Below are 19997 nucleotides of genomic sequence, written 5' to 3'. Positions count from 1 at the left end.
CCGACGTCCGCTTCCGATGTCCCGGCTCATCGGTCGCGCGGCAGTTGCGGCAGCGCGACATCATTAGGCACTCAGTCCCCTGTCTGGCTCCCCGAACCGGTCATGCCCATGTGAGACGGCAGCCGGTTTCGCTGACCGGCAGCGCCGCGTCGATGCCCTTTACCAGCTGATCGACGTGGAATAAATCATCAGGTCTAGGTCCCTGCGCTACCGCATGTCCCACATAGAGATCCGGCATGAGCTGATGGTTGCCGGCCCGATAGAACGGTGTGTCCGGCATCAGCCCTACGTCCGGCGGCAACTTGAAGCCTTCGAGCGCCCGCGCCAGTTTCACCGCGTCAAGCGTCTTCTCCTGATTAGCGACGAGTGCAACGCTATTGACAGCGACGTGCCCGAACCAGTGTCTGGCAGTCGGCACTCTCCCGGCCTTCTTACGGATGCCGGCCACGTATTCCGCTACGTGGGGTACGTTGGGCTGGTCCCAGTACCATTCGAATACCCACGTACCGATTCGCGCATCCGGCGGCAAGCCCTCGAGCACCTCCAGTTCCTGCTGCGCCCCGGCGATGTGGAAACGCTTGTTAAGGCCGAACTGCACCGCCTGCTTAAGCGAATTGACAGCATCCTGACCTGCGGTAAGAAACAGGATGACGTCAGGATCGGCAGCCTGCGCCTTGATCAAATATGACGAATAGTCGGTGGTGCCAAGCGGCGCCAACGCGGCTCCAGCCTCCACCCCTCCGAACTTCTTCAGGCTCGCCTCGAAGCCGAGTTGCAAGGTGTGGCCAAATGCGTAATCTGGAGTGATGAAAAACCATTTTTTTCCGTACCGGTCGAACAGGACCTTCGATACCGAGTTGGTTTCCATCCTCGTCGTATTGCAGACCCGAAAGACGTTCCAGTGACAATCTTTACCGGTCACGGCGTCGGTATGCCCACCCGTCACGATGTGCAGTGTTTTCAATTCGTTTGAAACCTGCCCGATCGCAAGCGCCATGGCCGAGTTGACATTGCCAAGCAGGAAGTCCACCTTGTCACGTTCGATCAGCTTGCGCGCCTTCTGTACAGCAGCGCCAGTATCCGCGCTGGTGGAATCCTCCACGATGAGCTGAACCGGACGACCCAATATGCCCCCGCGCGCATTGATCTGATCGATCGCGTATTCGCAACCCATTTGCTCGTTCTTGCCGAGTTCGGCATAGGTACCTGTCAGCGGGTCGTCGAGCCCGAATTTGATTGGAACCTCTCCGCGCGCCTTGATGATGAAGGGTGCGCCGATCTGCGCAATTCCGGCTGCGGCAGCAGCCTTCAGTACGAGCCGGCGATGCCGTCGGCCCGCGGTCGATAGTCTTCCCATTTCGGTCTCCCACAGAATGGACACGTCCGAGCAATGCTCGCGCTCTCCTCCTGGGAAAGCTGGTTCCGATTTCTACGCTTCGGATTTCCAACGCATATCAAATGTTAGTGCACGATATGACATAATTCCATGAGATGTAACGAAACGTCTGAGTGCCAGCCGGTCTATCGCGGTGATTCAACGCACACCGGCGCGGTGCGCGGGTAAAGCGCTTCAGTAAATGTCCCGGGATGCGCATGAAAGAGACGCGGGAAAATCTCCACTCTGAAGAATCCTTCCTCTATTGAGGCATCTGGAACAACTCCGATGCTCGCGCCGGGTGTTGGGAGATCTGGCAGCATCGTAGGCAGTGGTCGCGCTCGCAACCGATCCGCTTGTCAAAGATTGCGCCAAAGCGAACGCGAAATTGTGGGACCACATCGGCGTTTCGTGCGCGGCGTCCGTTACAGAGATGGCCGATTTCGAATGGGTGAGTTCCCCTCCACAATCAGGCAAGACCAGCCACGGCCCTCGCTACCGCGATTGAGATGATTAATCGAGGCTCGAAGCCCCGAAACCCAACGCGCTGAGTGCGAAACTTCCTGCGCCAAACGCATTGCGTGACGGCGTGTATGCATCGTCAAACGCCAGGATTTCGCCGTGCGCTGCCAGCGATATGTCCGCCAAAGAAGACCGGGAATACGGATCGGCGCGCTCCGGATACCATGGTGTCGTTGGAGAGGATACTGCCTCAGAGGTCGAGCCTCTGCTCGAAGACCTCATCTTGGCCCATGGACCAGAGCAATCCAGCGGCACTAACTCGTCCAGCATACGATCACCTGTCATCGCGTTCACGCTGCCGCAAATGGCTGTCGCGACCAACAGCACGGCCTTGGTGAGCTTGCGAAGGAGTTTTGATGAGTCTGGCGCAGACTTCATGAATGATCGCTGTGTCACTTCAGAATTCAGACGTTTGGAACTTGCCGCCTCACGGCACAGTCGCTGCATGATAGCGGGTGGCCTCTGCCAAATAAATCTGTGTTTACTCCCTATCTGCGAGTGCAGCGCACCGATGGATCCCGCACCCGGTGCTTACCCCCGATGATCGGATATGGCCCCGCAGCGGCCGCGCATGCCTTGTCCCAGCCTCTGTCCGACAATTTGCGCAAACTCAGCGCATATGCCATGAACAACTTCATTGTATGGATGTCGCAAGGCAACGCTCGCCTCAAAGCGGCCCATCCGAAATCCAGTACTACATGCCGATATATCTGTAACGCTCCGCCCGTGCCTCGCAAAGTGGTGGCGCAAAAACCCTCGAAATGCGGCTGGCAATCAGCGCGGTCGCCATCAGCGAATGACCAGTGCGTTCCTATTGATCATCGCGATGACAATCACGAAGGCCTTGCCAACCCGGAGACGACGCCGATCAGCAGCACCGCGACGGCGAGTAGCGGATGGTCCGAAATCGCGCGGGATGGAAGTGCCGCAGGTTAAGCATCAGCGATGCGCCGACGTGGATCGTCGGCACGCCGCAATATGTCACAATCTGCATCAATCAGATGCGCTTCCAGCACTGCGACGAGAGCGGTGACCAACGGGCCCACCCAGAAGATTCCATAGTGGAACCAAAGCCGCCGAACATGTTGCAGCGTTCTTCTGTCCAGGATGCGGAAGAAAGTGGCAGACGGATTCAACGTCAGATAGGGATCAACGAAAAAAAAGCCCAGCCGTGAAGCTGGGCGGAGGGGAATCGCCTTCTGTCGCCTGAAAACGAGTGGGCTTGCTGACGGACCATACGCCATAACATGCAATATCGGCACGCCAGGTCCCACACCACTAGCCCCTAGGATAAGCACGTTGTGACATTTATTCAAGCGATTCCTGCACCTTCTTCGGAAAACCAGGAAGGGGGAACACGGCAGGAGTTCATTCAGATGACCTTCGCGAGATAACGGCGGCTGCTCCGATGGCGGCATCGCCTGGGAAAATACGGAGGCACACCACGCAAACGCCACATAGACTTCAAGACGTCGCTTCCCTCGACGTACTGCCCTGCTCCACGTCGTCACTTTTCTGGGAGACAGAATGAAAAAATGCACGATCCGGCTCACGTTCGTGATGCTCGCGCTGCTCGCCGGATGTCATGAAACGAAAACGCCGCAAACGGTCACATCGAGCGGCCAGGCTGCCAATGCGTCGGCGCTCAGTACCAGTCCCTCGACGATCGACGAACTGAACAATCCCAACAGTCCGCTTGCAAAGCGAAGCATCTATTTCGATTTCGACAGCTATAGCGTCAGGGATGACTATCAGGCGCTACTCCAGGCACATGCGGACTATCTGCGCCGGCATCCGTCCCAGCATGTGCTGATACAGGGCAACACCGACGAGCGCGGCACCACCGAATACAATCTCGCCCTGGGCGAGCGGCGCTCGCAGGCCGTCATGCGTGAGTTGGAAACGCTTGGCGTGCCCGGGACGCAACTGGAAGCCGTCAGCCTGGGCAAAGAAAAACCGGTTGCGCTGGGGCACGACGAGGCGTCGTGGTCGCAGAATCGCCGCGCCGACCTGGTGTACCGCTAATTGCGCAGCGCACGACCCGCGGACCAGTTCAAAGCCCGAAGTACCAGAGCCGCACGTCCTCTTCCTCCGACCATATCTGCACGTCCAGCATCTCGTCGAATTCGACCGGCTCGCCCCGGTACATGCAGCAGAACCCGCGCTCGGTGCGATAGACGATCACCCACTCGCGCGGGTCGGGGGCTGCGTCGGGCGAACGGTCTTCCCGTGTGCTCCCGGAATCCGCAAGGTGCACCGCGGCCTTGAGCCGCTCGCGCAACGTCCGCCACTCAGTTTTCAGCTTCACGGTCGCTCACCTTGAGACCCCTGCCGTGCACGGCATACGAAGCGTCGTTGACGCGCACGGATTGCATCGGCGTGGCGGTCCTGCCGCGAGCCCGGGGCTGGAAAATATCGATACTGCGGGCGACGGCGTCCGCAATATGCTCCTTCGCAATCACGCCGGACACGTCGAACGCGCCATCGACAGCGGCATCGACGAGGACCACCGCCATCACCGCGCGGCGCTGCCGGAGTTCGCTGATCACTTCGAACGCCGCATCGGATCGCTTCACGACGATGAAGTTGCGATTCGCGAGTTGCCCGATCGTGACCGTCGGATTGTCATGGCTGACCGCGCGGCGCAGGCCGGTGTTGATGCGCAGCACGCCGTACAGCATGCCTGCCTTCGTGACGACGATGTGCCGGAACGGCGCGACGCCCATGCGATCGAGGAGATCGCGAAACGGGACCTCCACGTCGAGCACCAGTATGTCGGCCTCCATGATCGCCCCCGCGTTCTGCACGAGAAACATATTGGCGTGCAACGCATCGGGAATGACATGACCGCGCCTGACGAGTTTCATCGTGTAGATCGTCTCGCGCGAGAGGAGCCGGCGGGTGCCGATGCTGAACGCAACCGCAAGTATCATCGGCAGCACGATGTCGTAATCGCGCGTCATTTCGAAGATCATCGCCACTGCCGTCATCGCGGCACCCGTGCCGCCCGCGACCACCGCCCCCATGCCGACCATCGCGAATGCAGGCACGCTGACCGGAGCGGCCGGCACCAGCAGATGGAACAGGGACGCCAGCGCGGCGCCCAACGTCGCGCCGATGAACAGCGACGGCGAGAACACGCCGCCCGACGAGCCGGAGCCGAGGCTAACCGACGTCGCGGCCATCTTGCACAGCGCAAGCAGCAGCAGGAACAGGCCACCTTGCAACTGTTCATTGAGCGTCGCCTGGATCGTTGCGTAGCCCACGCCTTCCACGTAGTAGCGGCCTGCGTAGCGCATCAGCAGATACATCATTACGCCGACGAACAGCATGCCGAGCGCGTGGCGCGCAAAACGCCCCGGAACGCGATCGAAGGCGTCCTCCGCCCAGTGCAATCCGCGAATCAGAAACGCGGCCGCCACGCCGGCCACGACCCCGAGCAGCGCGTAAAGCAGCAGCGTGAAGCCGCTCGCGAGATGGTTATCGAGCGCTCCGAGCTGAGGGGGAACCAGGAAAGCCGCTGCTCCGCCCAAGAACAGCCGTCCCACGAACGTGGCGGTGCCCGTTGCCAGTGCGACGGGCAGAAAAGTCCCCACGCTGATTTCCGGCATCATCAGCTCGGTCGCGAACAGCACGCCGCCGATCGGCGTATTGAACGTCGCGGCAATGCCGGCCCCCGCGCCGCTCGCAACGAGAATGATCCGCTGACTGGCGGGCATCCGCAGCCACTGACCCAGCGTCGAGCCCATTGCCGAACCGATCTGGATGATCGGACCTTCCCGGCCCACCGCCGCACCGGTGCCGATCGCGATCGCCGATGCGAGCGACTTGACGACCGCCACGACCGGACGGATCACGCCGCCCCCGAAATAGATCGCGTCCATCACTTCTGGCACGCCATGCCCTTTTGCTTCCGGTGCGAAGCGGCTTACCAGCCACGTGACCACGAAGCCGCCTGCTACCGGCACAAGAATCACCCATGCGCCCCACGGCGACGGCGGGGTAAACTGGCTCGCGTCGTAGAGCGGCGAAAGGCGTCCGAGAAACGCCGCATTATGGATAGTGCCGATCAGCATCCTGAACACGACCGCGCCAAAACCGGTCACGATCCCGAGGCAGAACCCCAGCATGCTCATGCGATAGAGGTCGAGCGGCTTCACGACTTCTTGCGCGTTTTCAGGAGGCGCCGAATCTCCTTCCTTGCCGTCGAGCTTCGTGGGGGCCATATCCCGCCTCTCCTCGCATGACAACACCGCGTCATCGTTCGGCGCGGGAGCCTCGAGCGGTCCCATGCACGCAATACAAGGTCCCCGCAGAAAGAAGCCGAGCGGTCTTGGGGGATGATCGAACATCGCACCGCCCGCCTGAATCGGTCGGTGCGACCGGGTAGACAGGCCTCGGCAATCATGTCATGCCGTGCCATGCACTATAGTCCTATCAACGCGTGTTCACCAACCTTGATGGTCGTGGCGATACGGAACACCCACCGTTCACCGCATCCAGATCCGGCGCGGGCACGCAATCCATCTGATACGATTTTGCGCTGTCACCCCGTCACGCCGCATTGCCGGTGCGCTTTGCGATAGAGCAACAGGATTTCAGCAAGGCTGCAGAGAATCCGGTTTCAGGCGCCTGGTCCATGTTCCGAACGAGACAGGTAGCAAAGTGAAGCAAACATCACCGCACATCCGGGTCGGCATGCCCAACAAGCAGGATCTCGAAGCCATGTCCGCATTCCGTTACCAGTTACGCAGGTTCCTGCGATATTCGGAAGAAATTACTCACGCGGAAGGAGTCACGCCTCTGCAATATCAGATGCTCCTTCACGTCAGGGGATTTCCCGAGCGCTCCTGGGCCAGTATCGGCGAACTGGCTGAACGGTTGCAGGCAGCGCCCAACGGTACCGCGGCGCTCGTGTCCCGCTGCGAAGCCGCCGGGCTCGTCGAGCGTCGCCCCGACGCTTCCGACCGGCGACTCGTGCAGGTCCACCTGACGGAAAAAGGCGAGCGGTGCCTGTTGAAGCTCGCGATGCTGCATAAGCGGGAAATCGAGTCATTCGGTTGGGCGCTGGGGCAGTTTCAGGTTCAACAGACACCACTGGTTGGCGGAGCGGCCAAATCGCCAGATTGGTGATCTTGCAGCGGCGCCAGGGATGAGCGTTCGTCGACGGCCGGCGCGCCAGCGACGATCTCTGCGTGCCAGCCCTTTAGCCCGTGTCCGTACGATCCATTCTCAAGACATCCAAGACCGCTTGGGCTAATGGGTGATTACCCTCGCACGGACGCGCCAGAAGCTTTCAGGCCTGGCTTAATTGGGGCGATCGTACTTGTCATGCCAGGAGCGGCGCCTGTGGCGCGAAGTCCGCTGGATGACATTTTCCGATGGACGCGAGCGGCTCGACGCCCCTCAGCGGCCACCGCTCGCCGCTTCGTGCGCAGCCGCACTGGACGCGCCTTCCGATTCGGCGGCACGTTCGACAGGTGGCCAAAGTGCCTTGCTAAATGCCCTATCGTGCGCTAAAAAATATTTACTTCCTTCGCGTGTCTACTGGCCGTCCGGCCAATGCCATGGACGCCCCCACTCCAGCGAGCACGACTGTCCATGAGTCTTCTTGAGCTCAGAGGCGTTTCCAGGCATTTCGGCGCCATTCAGGCCCTGACCGACGTGACGCTCAGTCTGGAGCCAGGTCAGGTCGTGGGGCTCATGGGCGATAACGGGGCCGGGAAATCGACTTTGGTGAAGGTCGTCGCCGGCAACTTTCCACCTTCGCACGGCGAAATTCTCATCGATGGAAATCCCGTGCATTTCAACAAGCCGGTCGACGCGCGCGCGCGCGGCATCGAAGTCGTCTATCAGGATCTCGCGCTCTGCGACAACCTGACGGCAGCCGCCAACGTTTTCCTTGGCCGCGAACCGCGGGTCGGGTTCGGGCCTATCCGCGTGCTCGATCACGCGACCATGTATCGGCGTGCGGGTGAACTGTTCAAGGCACTGAAGTCCGAGACGCGCCCGCGCGACCTCGTCAGGCAAATGTCGGGGGGACAGCGGCAGGCGGTGGCCATCGCCCGCACGCGCCTCTCGGAAGCAAGGCTCGTCCTCATGGACGAGCCGACCGCCTCGATCAGTGTGCGCCAGGTCGTCGAGGTGCTGGATCTCATCAGACGCCTGTCCGAACACGGTATCGCCGTCATCCTCATCAGCCACCGCATGCCTGACGTATTCGCCGTTGCCCAACGGGTGGTTGTCATGCGGCGCGGGCGCAAGGTCGCGGACAAGAAGACCGAAGAGTCCTCCCCGGAAGAAGTGACCGGACTGATCACCGGCGCCATCGCCGCTGCCTGAACCTGCCTCGCATCGGAGCCACCACATTGAACGACGCGCCGCGAAGGCCCCCTACAACCCCGCCATTGCTCGATGATCCACAGTCCGCGAGGACGCATACTCGCTGGTCGGGAATGCTCGCAAGCCAGGTGTTCTGGGTCGTGCTGGCAACGATCGTCGCCTGTATCGCCCTGTCTTTCGCGACCTCGACCTTCGCGACCTCCGAGAATCTTTTCAACGTTACGCGAAACTTCGCCTTCGTCGCCATCGTGGCGCTGGGAATGATGGCGGTGATCGTCACGGGCGGCATCGACATTTCGGTTGGCTCGACGATCGGCATCAGCGGTATCGTGCTCTCGGTCGTCATGAACGCGGGCTACCCGATCTGGGCCGGTATCGGCATGGGACTACTGACCGCCGGGCTGGTCGGCCTCGTCAACGGCTTGCTCATCGCGTATCTCGGCATGCAGCCTTTCGTCGTGACGCTCGCCATGCTGAGCGTCGGCCGCAGCCTCGCACTCGTGATCTCCCGCAGCCGGACCATTTTCGATTTCGGCCCCGACGGCAGCAAGCTCCTCGCGCTCGGCGGCGGCGCGACGCTCGGCGTCGCCAATCCGGTGTGGTTCCTGATCCTGCTTGGGCTGTTGTTCTGGTTCGCGTTCGGCTGGACCCGCTGGGGCCGCTATGTGTTCGCGATCGGCGGCAACCGTCATGCGGCGACTCTCACCGGCGTACCGGTGCGCCGCATCGTTTGTTCCGTCTACATGCTCTGCGGCCTCATGGCGGGCGTCGCGGCGATTCTCGAAGTCGGCTGGCTAGGCGCGGTGACGACAGGCCTCGGCACGGGCGACGAACTGCGTGTGATCGCTGCTACCGTGGTCGGCGGGACCAATCTGATCGGCGGGGTTGGCAGCGCCTTCGGCACGATCGTCGGCGCGGCGCTCATCGAGGTCATCCGCAACAGCCTGATCCTGCTCGGCGTCGACGCGTTCTGGCAGGGCACGGTCGTCGGCAGCTTCATCGTCGTCGCGGTGCTCTTTAACAGGCTCGGTGGCGAGCGGCAAGGAGATTGAAATGTCGTTGGACGCGCCGGCCGCTTCCCGGCCGGTGCCGCGGGAAGCGGGTGCGGCCGGATCAGGCGCGGAACTGCCGCACGCATGGGTTCACAAGACCGCGAGGATCCGCTCCAAGGCCGAGTTCCGATTTCGGGCCTGACGTTGGATCGTTATGAAGACTGTGTAGGCCCACATGGGCACCGTAGAGCCGGCGCCGAACAGGAGGAAGCAATGAAGAAACTGTGGATGTGTCTTGCCGCGGCTGGAGGACTCGCGATGCTGGCGTCCTCTGGCTTCGCGGCCGATAAGACCCTTGCGCTGGTGGTGAAGGGTCTCGACAACCCGTACTTCGACCTCATGCATCAAGGATGCGAACGGGCGAACAAGGAACTCAACAAGGAAGGCTACAACTGCTACTACACCGGTCCCGCGACCGCCGCGGACGAGAGCGCGCAAGTGCAGATCATCGACGACCTGCTGACCAAGGGCGTCGCGAGCATGGCGATCTCGCCCGCGAACGCGCCGGCTGTGGCGGAGGTGCTGCGCCGCCGCGGCGGATCGGTCCCGATCATCACCGCGGATGCCGATCTGCTGCCGAAGGATGCGTCGCTGCGCAAGGCCTATGTCGGCACCGACAACTACGAACTGGGCGCCAAGCTTGGCGAGCAGTTGAAGATGCTGATGCCGAAAGGCGGCAATGTCTGCCTGGTGATGGGCAATCCGGCAGCGGAGAACATCAACCAGCGGGCCCAGGGCGCGCGCGATGTGCTCTCCGGGAAGAAAGGGATCACGAAGCTCGCTGGCGAGAACGGCTGGCATGAGATCAGTGGCTGTCCGCTCTACGTGAACGACGACGCCGCCAAGGCGAACCAGATGATGCAGGACACGCTGACCGCCCACCCTACCGGTCTCGACGCCTTTCTGCTAGCGGGCGGCTGGCCTCTCTTTGCGCCGCAGGCCTATTCGCAGGTTGTCGCGCCGATAATGGACAAGATCAAGAACGGCAAGTTCGTGATCGTCTCGGCGGATACGCTCGGGCCCGAACTGCAAGCGCTCAAGGAACACAAGGTGAATGTGCTCGTCGGCCAGCGGCCCGAGGAAATGGGCTACCGCGCCGCGATGGTCATGCGTGACCTCGCGGAAGGGAAGTCGGTACCTCCGGTCATTCACACCGGACTCGACGTCTGCACATGGAAGAACGCCGACACTTGCCTGAAGCATTGAAGGCCGGCGGCCCACATCATCACGATAACGCGCGAGCCGGATCGACACCGAGCCGACTCTGCGCTGCCTCAATGCATCGACGACACCATTTGCCTGCTCTTCCTGAAAGAGGCCGGGCGCGGCATTGAACACCAATAGCGCGCCGACAATGCACGCTTCGACACCTTCGCCGTTGATGCGCATCGTTAACCTCCGCCTTAAGTTGCCCAGGAGTACGCTGATTACATGAGAAATCCCACGGCTCGAAGCATCGCTCCGGTTTGTTCAGTCATCCCAAACATGACGTCGCTAAGCATCAGATAAGCTTCGCATCCTGGACTTCTCTCACGTTCTTCTCATTGCACCGCAGGGTTTTGACGTTGGTCAAATGACCCGGCGTCTCCGCATTGCAGCAACCACAGGCCAGCCCGCCTGAGCGAATCCTGCACGGCGAGCACCGAGTCCCAAGGAAATGCATGGACCGAACCTCCTTATAAGCCCAGTAGCCCATAGTTCGTCTCCTGCAAATCACAGCTTTTGAGCCAAATGTCGCTGGGTCGCGATAACTAAACAGAGCGTCTTGAATAATGCAGCATAATCTTCGCAAAATCTCGTTTGACCTGATCCAGTGTCGGAAACAGGCCTTGACGGCCTCAAGCACTTCGACGAGCGGGGAAAAGTAGCGGTTGCGCAATTCGCCAGTGGCGTGCCGCGATCGCGGCGCGGCTGACAGAATGGCACCGGCCATTTCGTACAGCAGGAGATTGTCTGAGTGACCCATCTCCTTCCGATAAAGTAGGCGTCTAGCATGAGTGAATACTTCACACCTCTGTCATGCATTTGCGCGCCCAAAACGACGTTCGCGCGCCCGATATGATGCGAGCGCTGCATCAAGCGCGGCGTCGTCAAAATCTGGCCAGAATATGTCGGTGAAGTAGAGTTCAGTGTACGCGAGCTGCCATAGCAGGAAGTTGCTGATGCGCTGCTCACCTCCGGTCCGGATCAGCAGATCGGGTTCCGGCGCGTACGCCATCGCCAGATATTGCGCGAAGCTGGCTTCGTCGACCGGCACGGCGTGACCATCGACGGCACTCCGTGCGGGTAGCTCGCTTATAGCGTGAAGGATATCCCAGCGACCGCCGTAATTCGCCGCAATGGTCAGCGTCATACGTGTATTGTGGGCGGTTCTGATTTCCCCTCGCTTCACGAGCGCCCGAAGGTGCGCATCGAACGCCGATAGATCACCAACGACGCGCAAGCGGATGCCATTCTTGTGCAACCGTGCCGTTTCACGCTGTAGCGTCGCCCCGAACAGACGCATCAGGAACGACACTTCGTCCTCCGGCCGGCGCCAGTTCTCCGAACTGAATGCAAACAGCGTCAGGAATTCGACGCCGCGCCGCGCGCAGCCCTCGACGATCGCGCGGACCGCTTCGACACCCTTCACGTGACCGGCCACTCGGGGCAGCTTGCGCTGCGCCGCCCAGCGGCCATTGCCGTCCATAATGATTGCAATGTGCCGCGGCACGTCGGTCACGGCCGGTACGCTAACGGTCGAACTTTTATGGATCATGGGAACCGCCGCGAGTCAGGCGGAACACGAAAGTCCCCGAAGGTCATGAAGGTGCCCCTGGACTCTTTTCCTGGTGATCAACTCGACCGCCACCAAATCACGTGGACATCGGCTGGGCCACCGGACGAAATGGACAATCGTATGGTATGCAGACGAAACTGAAAGGATGCTTAAGACGGAGATACTCTCCAGGCTTTGTTCACGTATCGGCAGGTTTAAGGGGCCCGGCGATGATTTCGTTCATGAAAGCAGCCGCCCAACAGAACGATACCGCCGTCGACAACCCGCTCTCCTATGTTGGCTATCGATTTCCACCCGACGTGATCAGCTACGCGGTGTAGTGGTATGCCGTTTCCCGCTAAGAGTCGTTAATACAACCTGGACAGCGCGGCTGGGCCCAAACGCCATATCCTGGCAGGATGACAAGACGAAAAATAAGCAACGAGATCTGGGCGGCGCTGGAGCCGCCAGGCGATGCGACAGCTGCGTGAGCCACTCACGCCTTTCCCTGTGATAAGTATGGCGGTTGTAGACGCCGATGATTCCGGGCTGTACGTGGCCGAGGACTGCCTCGGCAATATCGTTGGGACATCCCAGCGTTGCAAGAAGCGTCCGAGTTGCGCGTCGAAGGTCGTGGGCGGACCAATGCGTGACGGGCAAGCGCGGGGGGTGTCCGGAATTTTGTGTAAACGGGTTGAGGTTTAACCCGGCACCAGCCGCTCTTCGAACTGGATCGCGAAGCGGTTCAGTGCGGCCTTCCAGTCGCGGATCGGCATCATCCACTTCTTGCTGATGTTGTTCAGGAAGACGACCAGCATCAAGCGCGTAATGCCAGGCGCTACCCAGGTCCATGCGAAGGCGCCGGCGTCGACCGGTACGACTCGAGGAAATCGAAAGCCTGGGCGCGTGTGACGGCTGTGACGCGCATATCCCTATAGGCCCCAGCATCGCCTTGAATATACGTGCGACCTCGACCGCTCCCTTTGTCTTCCGATTTACTTCTACATACCCTTCCAGATAGTCGCGGCACAGCTGTCTGACGGTGTAATCGCCTGGGTGCGCAGCCGCTGATTCCCGTTCTCCGCAGTGTCGAAGGTTCGGCACCGGAATCGCGTTCGACGCGCTTCGTTTGCCACGCCGCGATCGCTGCGGCAAATGAGGTCGACGGCCACTCACGAGCTTCACCTGTCGCATGCGACCGTCGATCGGCGACTTATAGCGATACGTCCATGACTTGCGGCTCGTTGAAGCCTGGTAGGCGTAGGCCTGGAAATCCCTCAAACGTCATGTGCTCGCCGCTCGGCAGCTTGGCCACGGCACGTGCATCAAAGCGCATTCTTCCCTCGGCGCAGGTTTTCTGCATAACGGCACAAAAACCTATGCCAGCATCACAAGTTTGGGTAAGCGGAGACACGCATCGACACACCAACCGATGGGCCTGAAGTGTTAATATTTTTCTTAAAATTCAGTTACTTGCGGCATATCCCGGGAAGGCTTTGGCCTTACCGAGGCAAGCCTGAAAACATGGCTATTCGTTCTCGTCGAAGTAATGCCCGAACTTCAACTGCTTCGTGCGGATATACCGCTCGTTTTCCTCGCGCATCGGAATCGCGAGCGCGACACGCTCGCACACCGGAATGCCGTGCTTCGACAGCGTGTCGAACTTTTCGGGATTGTTACTCATCAGCCGTACCGACGTGACCTTCAGCGTGCGCAGGATGCCCGCGGCCGAATCGTATTCGCGTGAATCGTCGGGCAGGCCGAGATCGAGGTTGGCTTCGACGGTATCGCGCCCCTGCTCCTGCAGCGCATACGCGCGGATCTTGTTCGACAGACCGATGCCGCGTCCTTCGTGGCCGCGCAGATACAGCAGTACGCCGCAACCCTCTGCCGCGATATAGCGCAGCGCGAGATCGAGCTGCTCGCCGCAGTCGCAGCGATAGGAGCCGAGCACGTCGCCCGTCAGACATTCCGAATGAAGGCGCGTCAGCACCGACGACTGGTTGGCGACATCGCCCATCACGAGCGCGAGATGTTCGGCGCCGCTGTCGACCACGCGAAACACATAGGAAGTGAACGTGCCGTAGCGCGTGGGCAGCGTGGCGGTGGCGTCGAGCACGACGCATTCGCCGGTGACGGCGCCGTCCGCTGCGGGCGAGGGATCCTGAGACGTGAGCATGGCGTTGAACAATGGTGCTGGCATGAACCCGGTCGAGCCGGGGATAAGGTGTGGACTGCGAGTTTACCGCTAATCCGCATGCAGCACGTGGATGCCCCTTCGCTTGCACGGGACGCTGCCCCTCGACAAGCCGCGCCAGGCAGACGCGCATCACGAGAAACACGAGCCCGAGACCCGAAACAAGCCCGCGCGGACCGCGTCAATCCAGCGGGCATCGTCCGGCGCGCCCGAGGTATTCCCGGTGTACCGCGGGCGCACGTCGCGCCTATACTGGTATCGCCTGTCCCTCACGACAGTGCGCCACTTCGGCGTGCTGCATTGCGAAACGGAGCCGCTCCATGACAAGCGTTGCACAGCTTCTTAAAACGAAACCGAACCCCTCCGACGTCTACACGATCGGCGCCGACGATTCCGTCTACGAGGCGATCCGGTTGATGGCCGAGAAAAGCATCGGCGCGCTGGTGGTGACGGACGGCGACAGCATCGCCGGCATCATCACGGAGCGCGACTACGCGCGCAAGATCGTGCTGATGGACCGGTCGTCGAAGGCGACGCCGGTGCGCGACATCATGAGCAAGGCGGTGCGCTTCGTTCGTCCGAACCAGACGACTGAAGAGTGCATGGCGCTGATGACCGAGCGGCGCATGCGTCACCTGCCTGTCATCGACAACGAGAGGCTGGTCGGCATGGTGTCGATTGGCGACCTCGTGAAGGACATCATCGCGGAACAGCAGTTCACGATTCAGCAACTCGAGTTCTATATTCACGGCGAACGGCTCTGACAGGCAGCACGGTTTTCGCTGAGCGACACCGCATCGATCATCCGCGCGGGACCAGACGCAAAAAAAGCCCAAACCTCTAAGAGCTTGGGCCAAGCTACCTTGCGGCAGCGGAGGTTCCTTCGGAAAGAGGAACGCAACGCGCGCGGATAACACGCTCTCGGGCGCATGAGTGCGGCGCGCTCGTTTGAAACAGTACCGGGTATGAAACGCTGTGTGCGCCGTCAAACGACGCGCACACAGATTCTGCTGCCTGCTTGGTTACCGAAATTAGTTACCGAAATAGACGCTCTTCGGGCCGCTCATCGGCTGCTTCATGCCGCCCGCCTGGGTCGATCCGCTCATCGGCGCGCCGTAACCGCTGGTATCAGCGCTCGGCTGGGTTTGCGCGACGGCCGGATTTTGCGCTTGCACGCGCTGCTCGGCGGCCTGGATGTCGGCCGGATAATTCGGGTCGCTCGAGGTCGACGGGTTGTAGCCCGCGTGCTCCAGCTGGATCAGTTCGCTGCGGACTTCCGCGCGGGTGACCGGCTGCTGGCTCGACTGCGCGAACGATACGACTGGCGCGGCGACAAGGGCCGCAATGGCAACTGCCTTGATCAGCGATTTCATGGTGACTTCCCTCCAATGTGGTTTTATCTGCATCGCCGACACTTCGGTGTCCAGCGAATCACTTGAGTCTAGTCACCGCACTGCCAAGGGAAAACCCTTAATTTCGAGATAGAAAATTGCTCAGTTCGCAACGATCTCGGGAAATATCGTGGAACCGCCTCCGTTAGCATGATCTTCGGGGTAACAATTGCCCGGATCGTCACCTTTGCGTCTGATGTTTCCGAAATACGTCTGATCGAAGAAAAAATTCGCCCGCCCCGCACGCCGAAACGTCTGAATCGATGTACGCGCGTAGCCGCGACGTCATGCGCCCGAATGCGGAATCGTCAGTAGCTTGCGCGGGCCGCTGACGAACGCGCTGCCCGGCTCGAAAAATCGCAACGGACGGTGCATCTCGCGCGACAGGCCGATGCGCGTCGTCACGCCGATCGGCGCGTCGCCAGTCTCGATCACGCCGATCCATAGCCCCCGCCCCGTACACAAATCGCGGCCGTCGAGAGCCTGGCCGATGCCGAACGCCACCGTCAGCCGGCCGGGTCCGCGCGCGAGATCGCGCAGCGGCACGCCGGGACGGCGCGCTTCCATCAGCGCGAGTCCTTCGAGCGGTTCGATCGCGCGCAGCAGGATGCCGGCGCCGACCTCCTCCGCTTCGGACGACATGTTGAGCATGTAAGACACGCCGTAGGTCAGCCGCACATAAGCATGACCGCGCGGGAGGAACATCGACCCGTTGTACGGACGACGTCCGATGAACGCATGGCTCGTCGAGTCGCCGAGCGGATACGCCTCGGTCTCGACGATGCGTCCGCTCAGGCGTCCTTCGGGCAGATCGTGCACGAGATATTTGCCGACCATGAAGCGCGCGAGTTCCACGGTATCGATCGGCAGATCCTCGCGGCGCAACGGTAGGATCGGAAGAGCTTCGTTTCGCATGCGCTGGGTGTCCTTGAGTCGGTGCTGAAATCGGTGCTGAAACCTACGGCCTCGCGACAAGCGCGCAGTCGCCCTACTCTCACGTCATCGACCGGTTGCGCTCGACAAATTCGTTGTACCGAAGCCTCATTTTCTGCGCCATGGAAGTCAACATGGCACCAATTGTTGTATTGTGTTCATCCGGCCGGTCACACGGCCGTTTGCATGTTTCGGCGCGCGCTTCGCGGCTCGCTGAAACCGCGTGTCGGCTGAAAGCGTTCGCAGACTGCTGTACCTGTTCCTTTGGCATGGAATCCCGCCGTACCCGCTGGTGTAAAAAAAATCGATCCCATCCGGGGATCGACGTTCTACGACAACAGGAGATGGTTGAATGAAAGCATTCTCGGCAATCAAGATGATCGGCGGCGCGCTGGTCGTTCTCGCTTCCCTCAATGCGTACGCGCAAAGCAGCGAGGCGGCCGCGACCGCAGCGCCGGCGGCAACGGCACCGACCACCAAGCAGACTCGCGCGGCTAATCGCGCGCTGCAGAAGAAGGTCCGCGCGACGCTCGCACGTACGAAGGGCCTGAGCGTCGGCAACATCACCGTGCGCGCACGCGAAGGCGCCGTCACGCTGGAAGGCTCGGTGCCGGAACAGGCTCAGATCGAACTCGCGACGAACGCCGCTCAAGGCGTGGCAGGCGTGACGTCGGTGAAGAGCGCGCTGTCGATCCGCGCGATGGGCCAGTAATCCGGTCGAACGGCCGAAGAAGTTGCGGTAACAGCAGCAAGCTGGCGTCGACGGCGGAAAGCTCCGCCGCGACGCCAATTCACCCTCCGATGCAGCGCTCGACACCATTGCCTCACGGTGCGGCCATCGCACCATCCGACCCGGCGATTCCCCGCGCCCCCGAAACCGCGATATTTTTAATGCGCTACGCGCGTCGCGATGACGACCCGACCGCGTGGCGACGGCTTCTCGTAACGAGTTATTCCCGATAATTTAATAGCTTAACGTCACTTGTTAAGATATTACTTCAAGTTTATACATGCACCGAAAGGAAGGCCGCATGACTTCGTCCGCGACCGTCTTGCCTCGTTGGACTCTCGTCGCGCCGATCGTTAGCTGGATCGTGCTCGGCGCCGCCTACGCGATGCCGGGCAACACGCTGCTGCTCGCACTGACCGGCATGTCGCTATGCGCGGCCGTGTTTGCCGCCGTGCATCATGCCGAAGTGGTCGCGCATCGCGTCGGCGAGCCGTTTGGCACGCTGGTGCTCGCGGTCGCCGTCACGGTGATCGAGGTGGCGCTGATCGTCTCGGTGATGCTGACGTCCGGTCCCGAGAAAGCCGGCCTCGCGCGCGATACGGTATTCGCGGCCGTGATGATCGTCTGCAACGGGCTCGTCGGGCTGTGTCTGCTGGTGGGCGGCATCCGCCATCTGGAACAGGACTTCCAGAGCCGCGGCGCGGCGGCCGCCCTGGCGGTGCTCGCGTCGCTGTCGGTACTGACGCTCGTGATGCCGAATTTCACGACCACCAGCCCCGGGCCTGTCCTGTCGCCGTCGCAGCTCGCGTTTGCCGGCGTGTCGTCGCTGGTGCTGTACTGCGTGTTCGTGTTCGTGCAGACGGTGCGCCATCGCGACTACTTCCTCGCCGGCGTGCCCGACGAAGACGTCCATGCCGAGCCGCCCGGCGCGCGCCTCGCCGCCATCAGCGGCGTGCTGCTGCTCGTGAGCCTCGTCGCGGTCGTGCTGCTCGCGAAAGTGCTGTCGCCGGTGGTCGAGTCAGCGGTGCTGAGCGCGGGCGCGCCGCCGGCGGTGGTCGGTATCGTGATTGCGTCGCTGGTGCTGTTGCCGGAAGGACTCGCGGCGCTGCGCGCAGCGCGCGCCGACCGTCTGCAGACCAGCCTGAACCTTGCGCTCGGCTCATCACTGGCGAGTATCGGCCTGACCATTCCCACCGTTGCCGGCGTGTTCCTGTACATCGGTCAGCCCATCGTGCTCGGCATCGATGGCAAGGACATGGTGCTGCTCGCGCTCACGCTGGTGGTCGCCACGCTGACGCTCAGCACCGGGCGCACGACGATTTTGCAAGGCGCCGTGCATCTGTCGCTGTTCGCGGCTTATCTGTTTCTGTCGTTCGCGCCGTGACGCGATGCCTTATCCGGCACGGGCGGACGGCAACCTCACTCTTCCCAATGCTCGGCGATCCAGTCGCGGAACAAATTCAGCTTCTGCTGTTGCGCGACTGAGTCCGGATACACGAAGTAATAGCGCCAGCCGGTCTTCAGCACGGTATCGAACGGCCGCACGAGGCGCCGGGCGGCGACGTCCTCGTCGATTAGCGCGAGGTCGCTGATCGCGACACCGAAGCCCTGCGCGGCGGCGTTGGTCGCCATGTCGAGCGTATCGAAGCTCGGGCCGAGCTCCGCGTCGATCGTCGCGGCGCCCGCCGAATCGGCTTCCGCGACTTTCGCGAGCCACATCTTCCAGTCGCGGTGATCGCGCGTCGGATGCAGCAGCGTGTGGCGCCCGAGATCGGCCACCTGCGCGAGCGGCTTGTCCTTCAGCAGTTCGGGCGTGCAGACCGGCGTCAGACGCTCCTCGAACAGCGACACCGCCTGCACGTCCGCACCGGGCGACGAACCATAGATGATCGCCGCGTCGAACGGCTCGCTCTGGAAATCGACGTCGTGCTGCCAGGTGGTCGTGATCTGCACGTGCAGATCGGGATAGTCGGACTGGAAGCGCATGATCTTCGGCAGCATCCAGCGCATCACGCAGGTCGGCACCTTCAGCGCGAGATCAGTGCGCTGCCTCGTCAAGCGCAGCGACATTTCCTCGATCCGCGCGAAGCTCTCCTTGACCGCCGGCAGCAGCATTTCGCCCTCGGCGGTCAGCGTCAGCCCCTTTGCGTGCCGCTTGAACAGCGGAAACTTGTAGTACTCCTCGAGCGCGATGATCTGCCGGCTGACCGCGCCTTGCGTCAGGCACAGATGGTCGGCGGCACGCGTGAAGCTGCGATGGCGCGCGACGGTTTCGAAAATCTGCAGCGCGTTGAGCGGCGGTAGGCGTCGCATCAAAAGTCCAGGATCAGAAAAAATCATTGCGTGGCTGCGGCAGCGCCCCTCGCCGCCCTGCCCGTCAAGCCCACAGCATACGCGATCGGCTATGCGCGCACGAGTGGGCGCGCAGGCAAACCCGCATGCGTTCGACTCATGGCATGCGTGAAAAACGCCCGTACCGAGGAATGTCGCACCGGCGCGGTGCAAAAAAGCCTTCAGCAACCGCACCAGAACCGAGCTTTCCTCATACCTCGACGCACGCTGGAATTCCTCAGCCAGATCTGGACGTTAACCCGCATACGCCATCGCCCGTAGCTTCCCGGCGCGTCGCCAAATCGCTCGCCACCGCGTTCGCCGGCGGCGAGCCATGAGCGTACGTCATGCGATCCATGCGCATAT

The 19997-nt window shown here is 61.5% G+C and carries 18 protein-coding genes; 9 read left to right on the top strand and 9 right to left on the bottom strand.

From position 1 onward, the window contains the following. Positions 1-100 precede the first annotated feature (100 nt). Together HWY30_RS10575 and HWY30_RS10570 are read right to left on the bottom strand one after the other, a co-directional pair. Positions 101-1357: an ABC transporter substrate-binding protein gene (locus tag HWY30_RS10575; RefSeq protein WP_090805956.1), complete on the bottom strand. Its 1257-nt coding sequence runs from the start codon at positions 1355-1357 to the stop codon at positions 101-103. Positions 1358-1888: 531 nt separating this feature from the next. Next, entirely contained in the window at positions 1889-2275 is a 387-nt protein-coding gene (locus tag HWY30_RS10570) for a hypothetical protein (protein ID WP_143037190.1), read from the bottom strand. A gap of 518 nt (positions 2276-2793) precedes the next feature. Between HWY30_RS10570 and HWY30_RS10565 the strand changes: the two genes are divergently transcribed. Together HWY30_RS10565 and pal are read left to right on the top strand one after the other, a co-directional pair. Further along, entirely contained in the window at positions 2794-3072 is a 279-nt protein-coding gene (locus tag HWY30_RS10565) for a hypothetical protein (RefSeq protein ID WP_143037191.1), read from the top strand. Positions 3073-3424: 352 nt separating this feature from the next. Beyond that, a complete protein-coding gene (gene pal / locus HWY30_RS10560) occupies positions 3425-3922 on the top strand; it encodes a peptidoglycan-associated lipoprotein Pal (protein ID WP_090805958.1) in 498 nt (165 codons plus the stop codon). Positions 3923-3950: 28 nt separating this feature from the next. Here pal and HWY30_RS10555 read toward each other — a convergent pair whose 3' ends face one another. Beyond that, on the bottom strand, positions 3951-4205 hold the full coding sequence (locus tag HWY30_RS10555) for a hypothetical protein (protein ID WP_090805959.1): 255 nt from the start codon (positions 4203-4205) through the stop codon (positions 3951-3953). Continuing rightward, positions 4189-6123, bottom strand: a complete 1935-nt coding sequence (locus tag HWY30_RS10550; protein ID WP_090810060.1) for a chloride channel protein — start codon at positions 6121-6123, stop codon at positions 4189-4191. The genes HWY30_RS10555 and HWY30_RS10550 overlap by 17 nt, the downstream gene beginning before the upstream one ends. Before the next feature lie 472 nt (positions 6124-6595). Here HWY30_RS10550 and HWY30_RS10545 point away from each other — a divergent pair, with 472 nt between their 5' ends. From HWY30_RS10545 to HWY30_RS10530, 4 genes are all read left to right on the top strand, one after another. Continuing rightward, entirely contained in the window at positions 6596-7030 is a 435-nt protein-coding gene (locus HWY30_RS10545; RefSeq protein ID WP_090805961.1) for a MarR family winged helix-turn-helix transcriptional regulator, read from the top strand. A gap of 468 nt (positions 7031-7498) precedes the next feature. Beyond that, the gene (locus HWY30_RS10540; protein ID WP_090805962.1) at positions 7499-8239 is read left to right on the top strand and encodes an ATP-binding cassette domain-containing protein; all 741 of its coding nucleotides are present in this window, start codon (positions 7499-7501) and stop codon (positions 8237-8239) included. Positions 8240-8352: 113 nt separating this feature from the next. After that, on the top strand, positions 8353-9291 hold the full coding sequence (locus HWY30_RS10535; protein WP_090805964.1) for an ABC transporter permease: 939 nt from the start codon (positions 8353-8355) through the stop codon (positions 9289-9291). A gap of 213 nt (positions 9292-9504) precedes the next feature. Beyond that, on the top strand, positions 9505-10497 hold the full coding sequence (locus tag HWY30_RS10530; RefSeq protein WP_090805965.1) for a sugar-binding protein: 993 nt from the start codon (positions 9505-9507) through the stop codon (positions 10495-10497). 811 nt (positions 10498-11308) lie between these two features. Here the strand turns inward: HWY30_RS10530 and uppS are convergent. Beyond that, complete coding sequence (uppS, locus tag HWY30_RS10525; RefSeq protein ID WP_090805968.1) at positions 11309-12049, bottom strand: polyprenyl diphosphate synthase; 741 nt, start codon at positions 12047-12049, stop codon at positions 11309-11311. Positions 12050-13577: 1528 nt separating this feature from the next. After that, on the bottom strand, positions 13578-14228 hold the full coding sequence (gene ribA / locus HWY30_RS10520; RefSeq protein ID WP_090805969.1) for a GTP cyclohydrolase II: 651 nt from the start codon (positions 14226-14228) through the stop codon (positions 13578-13580). Positions 14229-14566: 338 nt separating this feature from the next. Between ribA and HWY30_RS10515 the strand changes: the two genes are divergently transcribed. Next, the gene (locus tag HWY30_RS10515) at positions 14567-15010 is read left to right on the top strand and encodes a CBS domain-containing protein (RefSeq protein WP_090805971.1); all 444 of its coding nucleotides are present in this window, start codon (positions 14567-14569) and stop codon (positions 15008-15010) included. A gap of 267 nt (positions 15011-15277) precedes the next feature. Here HWY30_RS10515 and HWY30_RS10510 read toward each other — a convergent pair whose 3' ends face one another. Next, positions 15278-15619, bottom strand: coding sequence for a DUF4148 domain-containing protein (locus HWY30_RS10510; RefSeq protein WP_090805972.1), 342 nt, complete (start codon positions 15617-15619; stop codon positions 15278-15280). Positions 15620-15922: 303 nt separating this feature from the next. Beyond that, on the bottom strand, positions 15923-16552 hold the full coding sequence (locus HWY30_RS10505) for a DNA-3-methyladenine glycosylase (protein WP_090805974.1): 630 nt from the start codon (positions 16550-16552) through the stop codon (positions 15923-15925). 370 nt (positions 16553-16922) lie between these two features. On the opposite strand from HWY30_RS10505, the gene HWY30_RS10500 reads away from it, so the two are divergent. Further along, the gene (locus HWY30_RS10500; RefSeq protein ID WP_090805975.1) at positions 16923-17282 is read left to right on the top strand and encodes a BON domain-containing protein; all 360 of its coding nucleotides are present in this window, start codon (positions 16923-16925) and stop codon (positions 17280-17282) included. Between the two features lie 319 nt (positions 17283-17601). Continuing rightward, complete coding sequence (locus tag HWY30_RS10495) at positions 17602-18684, top strand: calcium:cation antiporter (RefSeq protein ID WP_090805977.1); 1083 nt, start codon at positions 17602-17604, stop codon at positions 18682-18684. Between the two features lie 35 nt (positions 18685-18719). On the opposite strand, the gene HWY30_RS10490 is transcribed toward HWY30_RS10495, so the two are convergent. Next, on the bottom strand, positions 18720-19613 hold the full coding sequence (locus HWY30_RS10490) for a LysR substrate-binding domain-containing protein (protein WP_090805978.1): 894 nt from the start codon (positions 19611-19613) through the stop codon (positions 18720-18722). Between the last annotated feature and the right edge of the window lie 384 nt (positions 19614-19997).

The sequence above is a fragment of the Paraburkholderia tuberum STM678 genome (assembly GCF_902833905.1).
Lineage (GTDB): Bacteria > Pseudomonadota > Gammaproteobacteria > Burkholderiales > Burkholderiaceae > Paraburkholderia > Paraburkholderia tuberum.
This window is presented reverse-complemented; position numbering and strand designations above follow the sequence as displayed.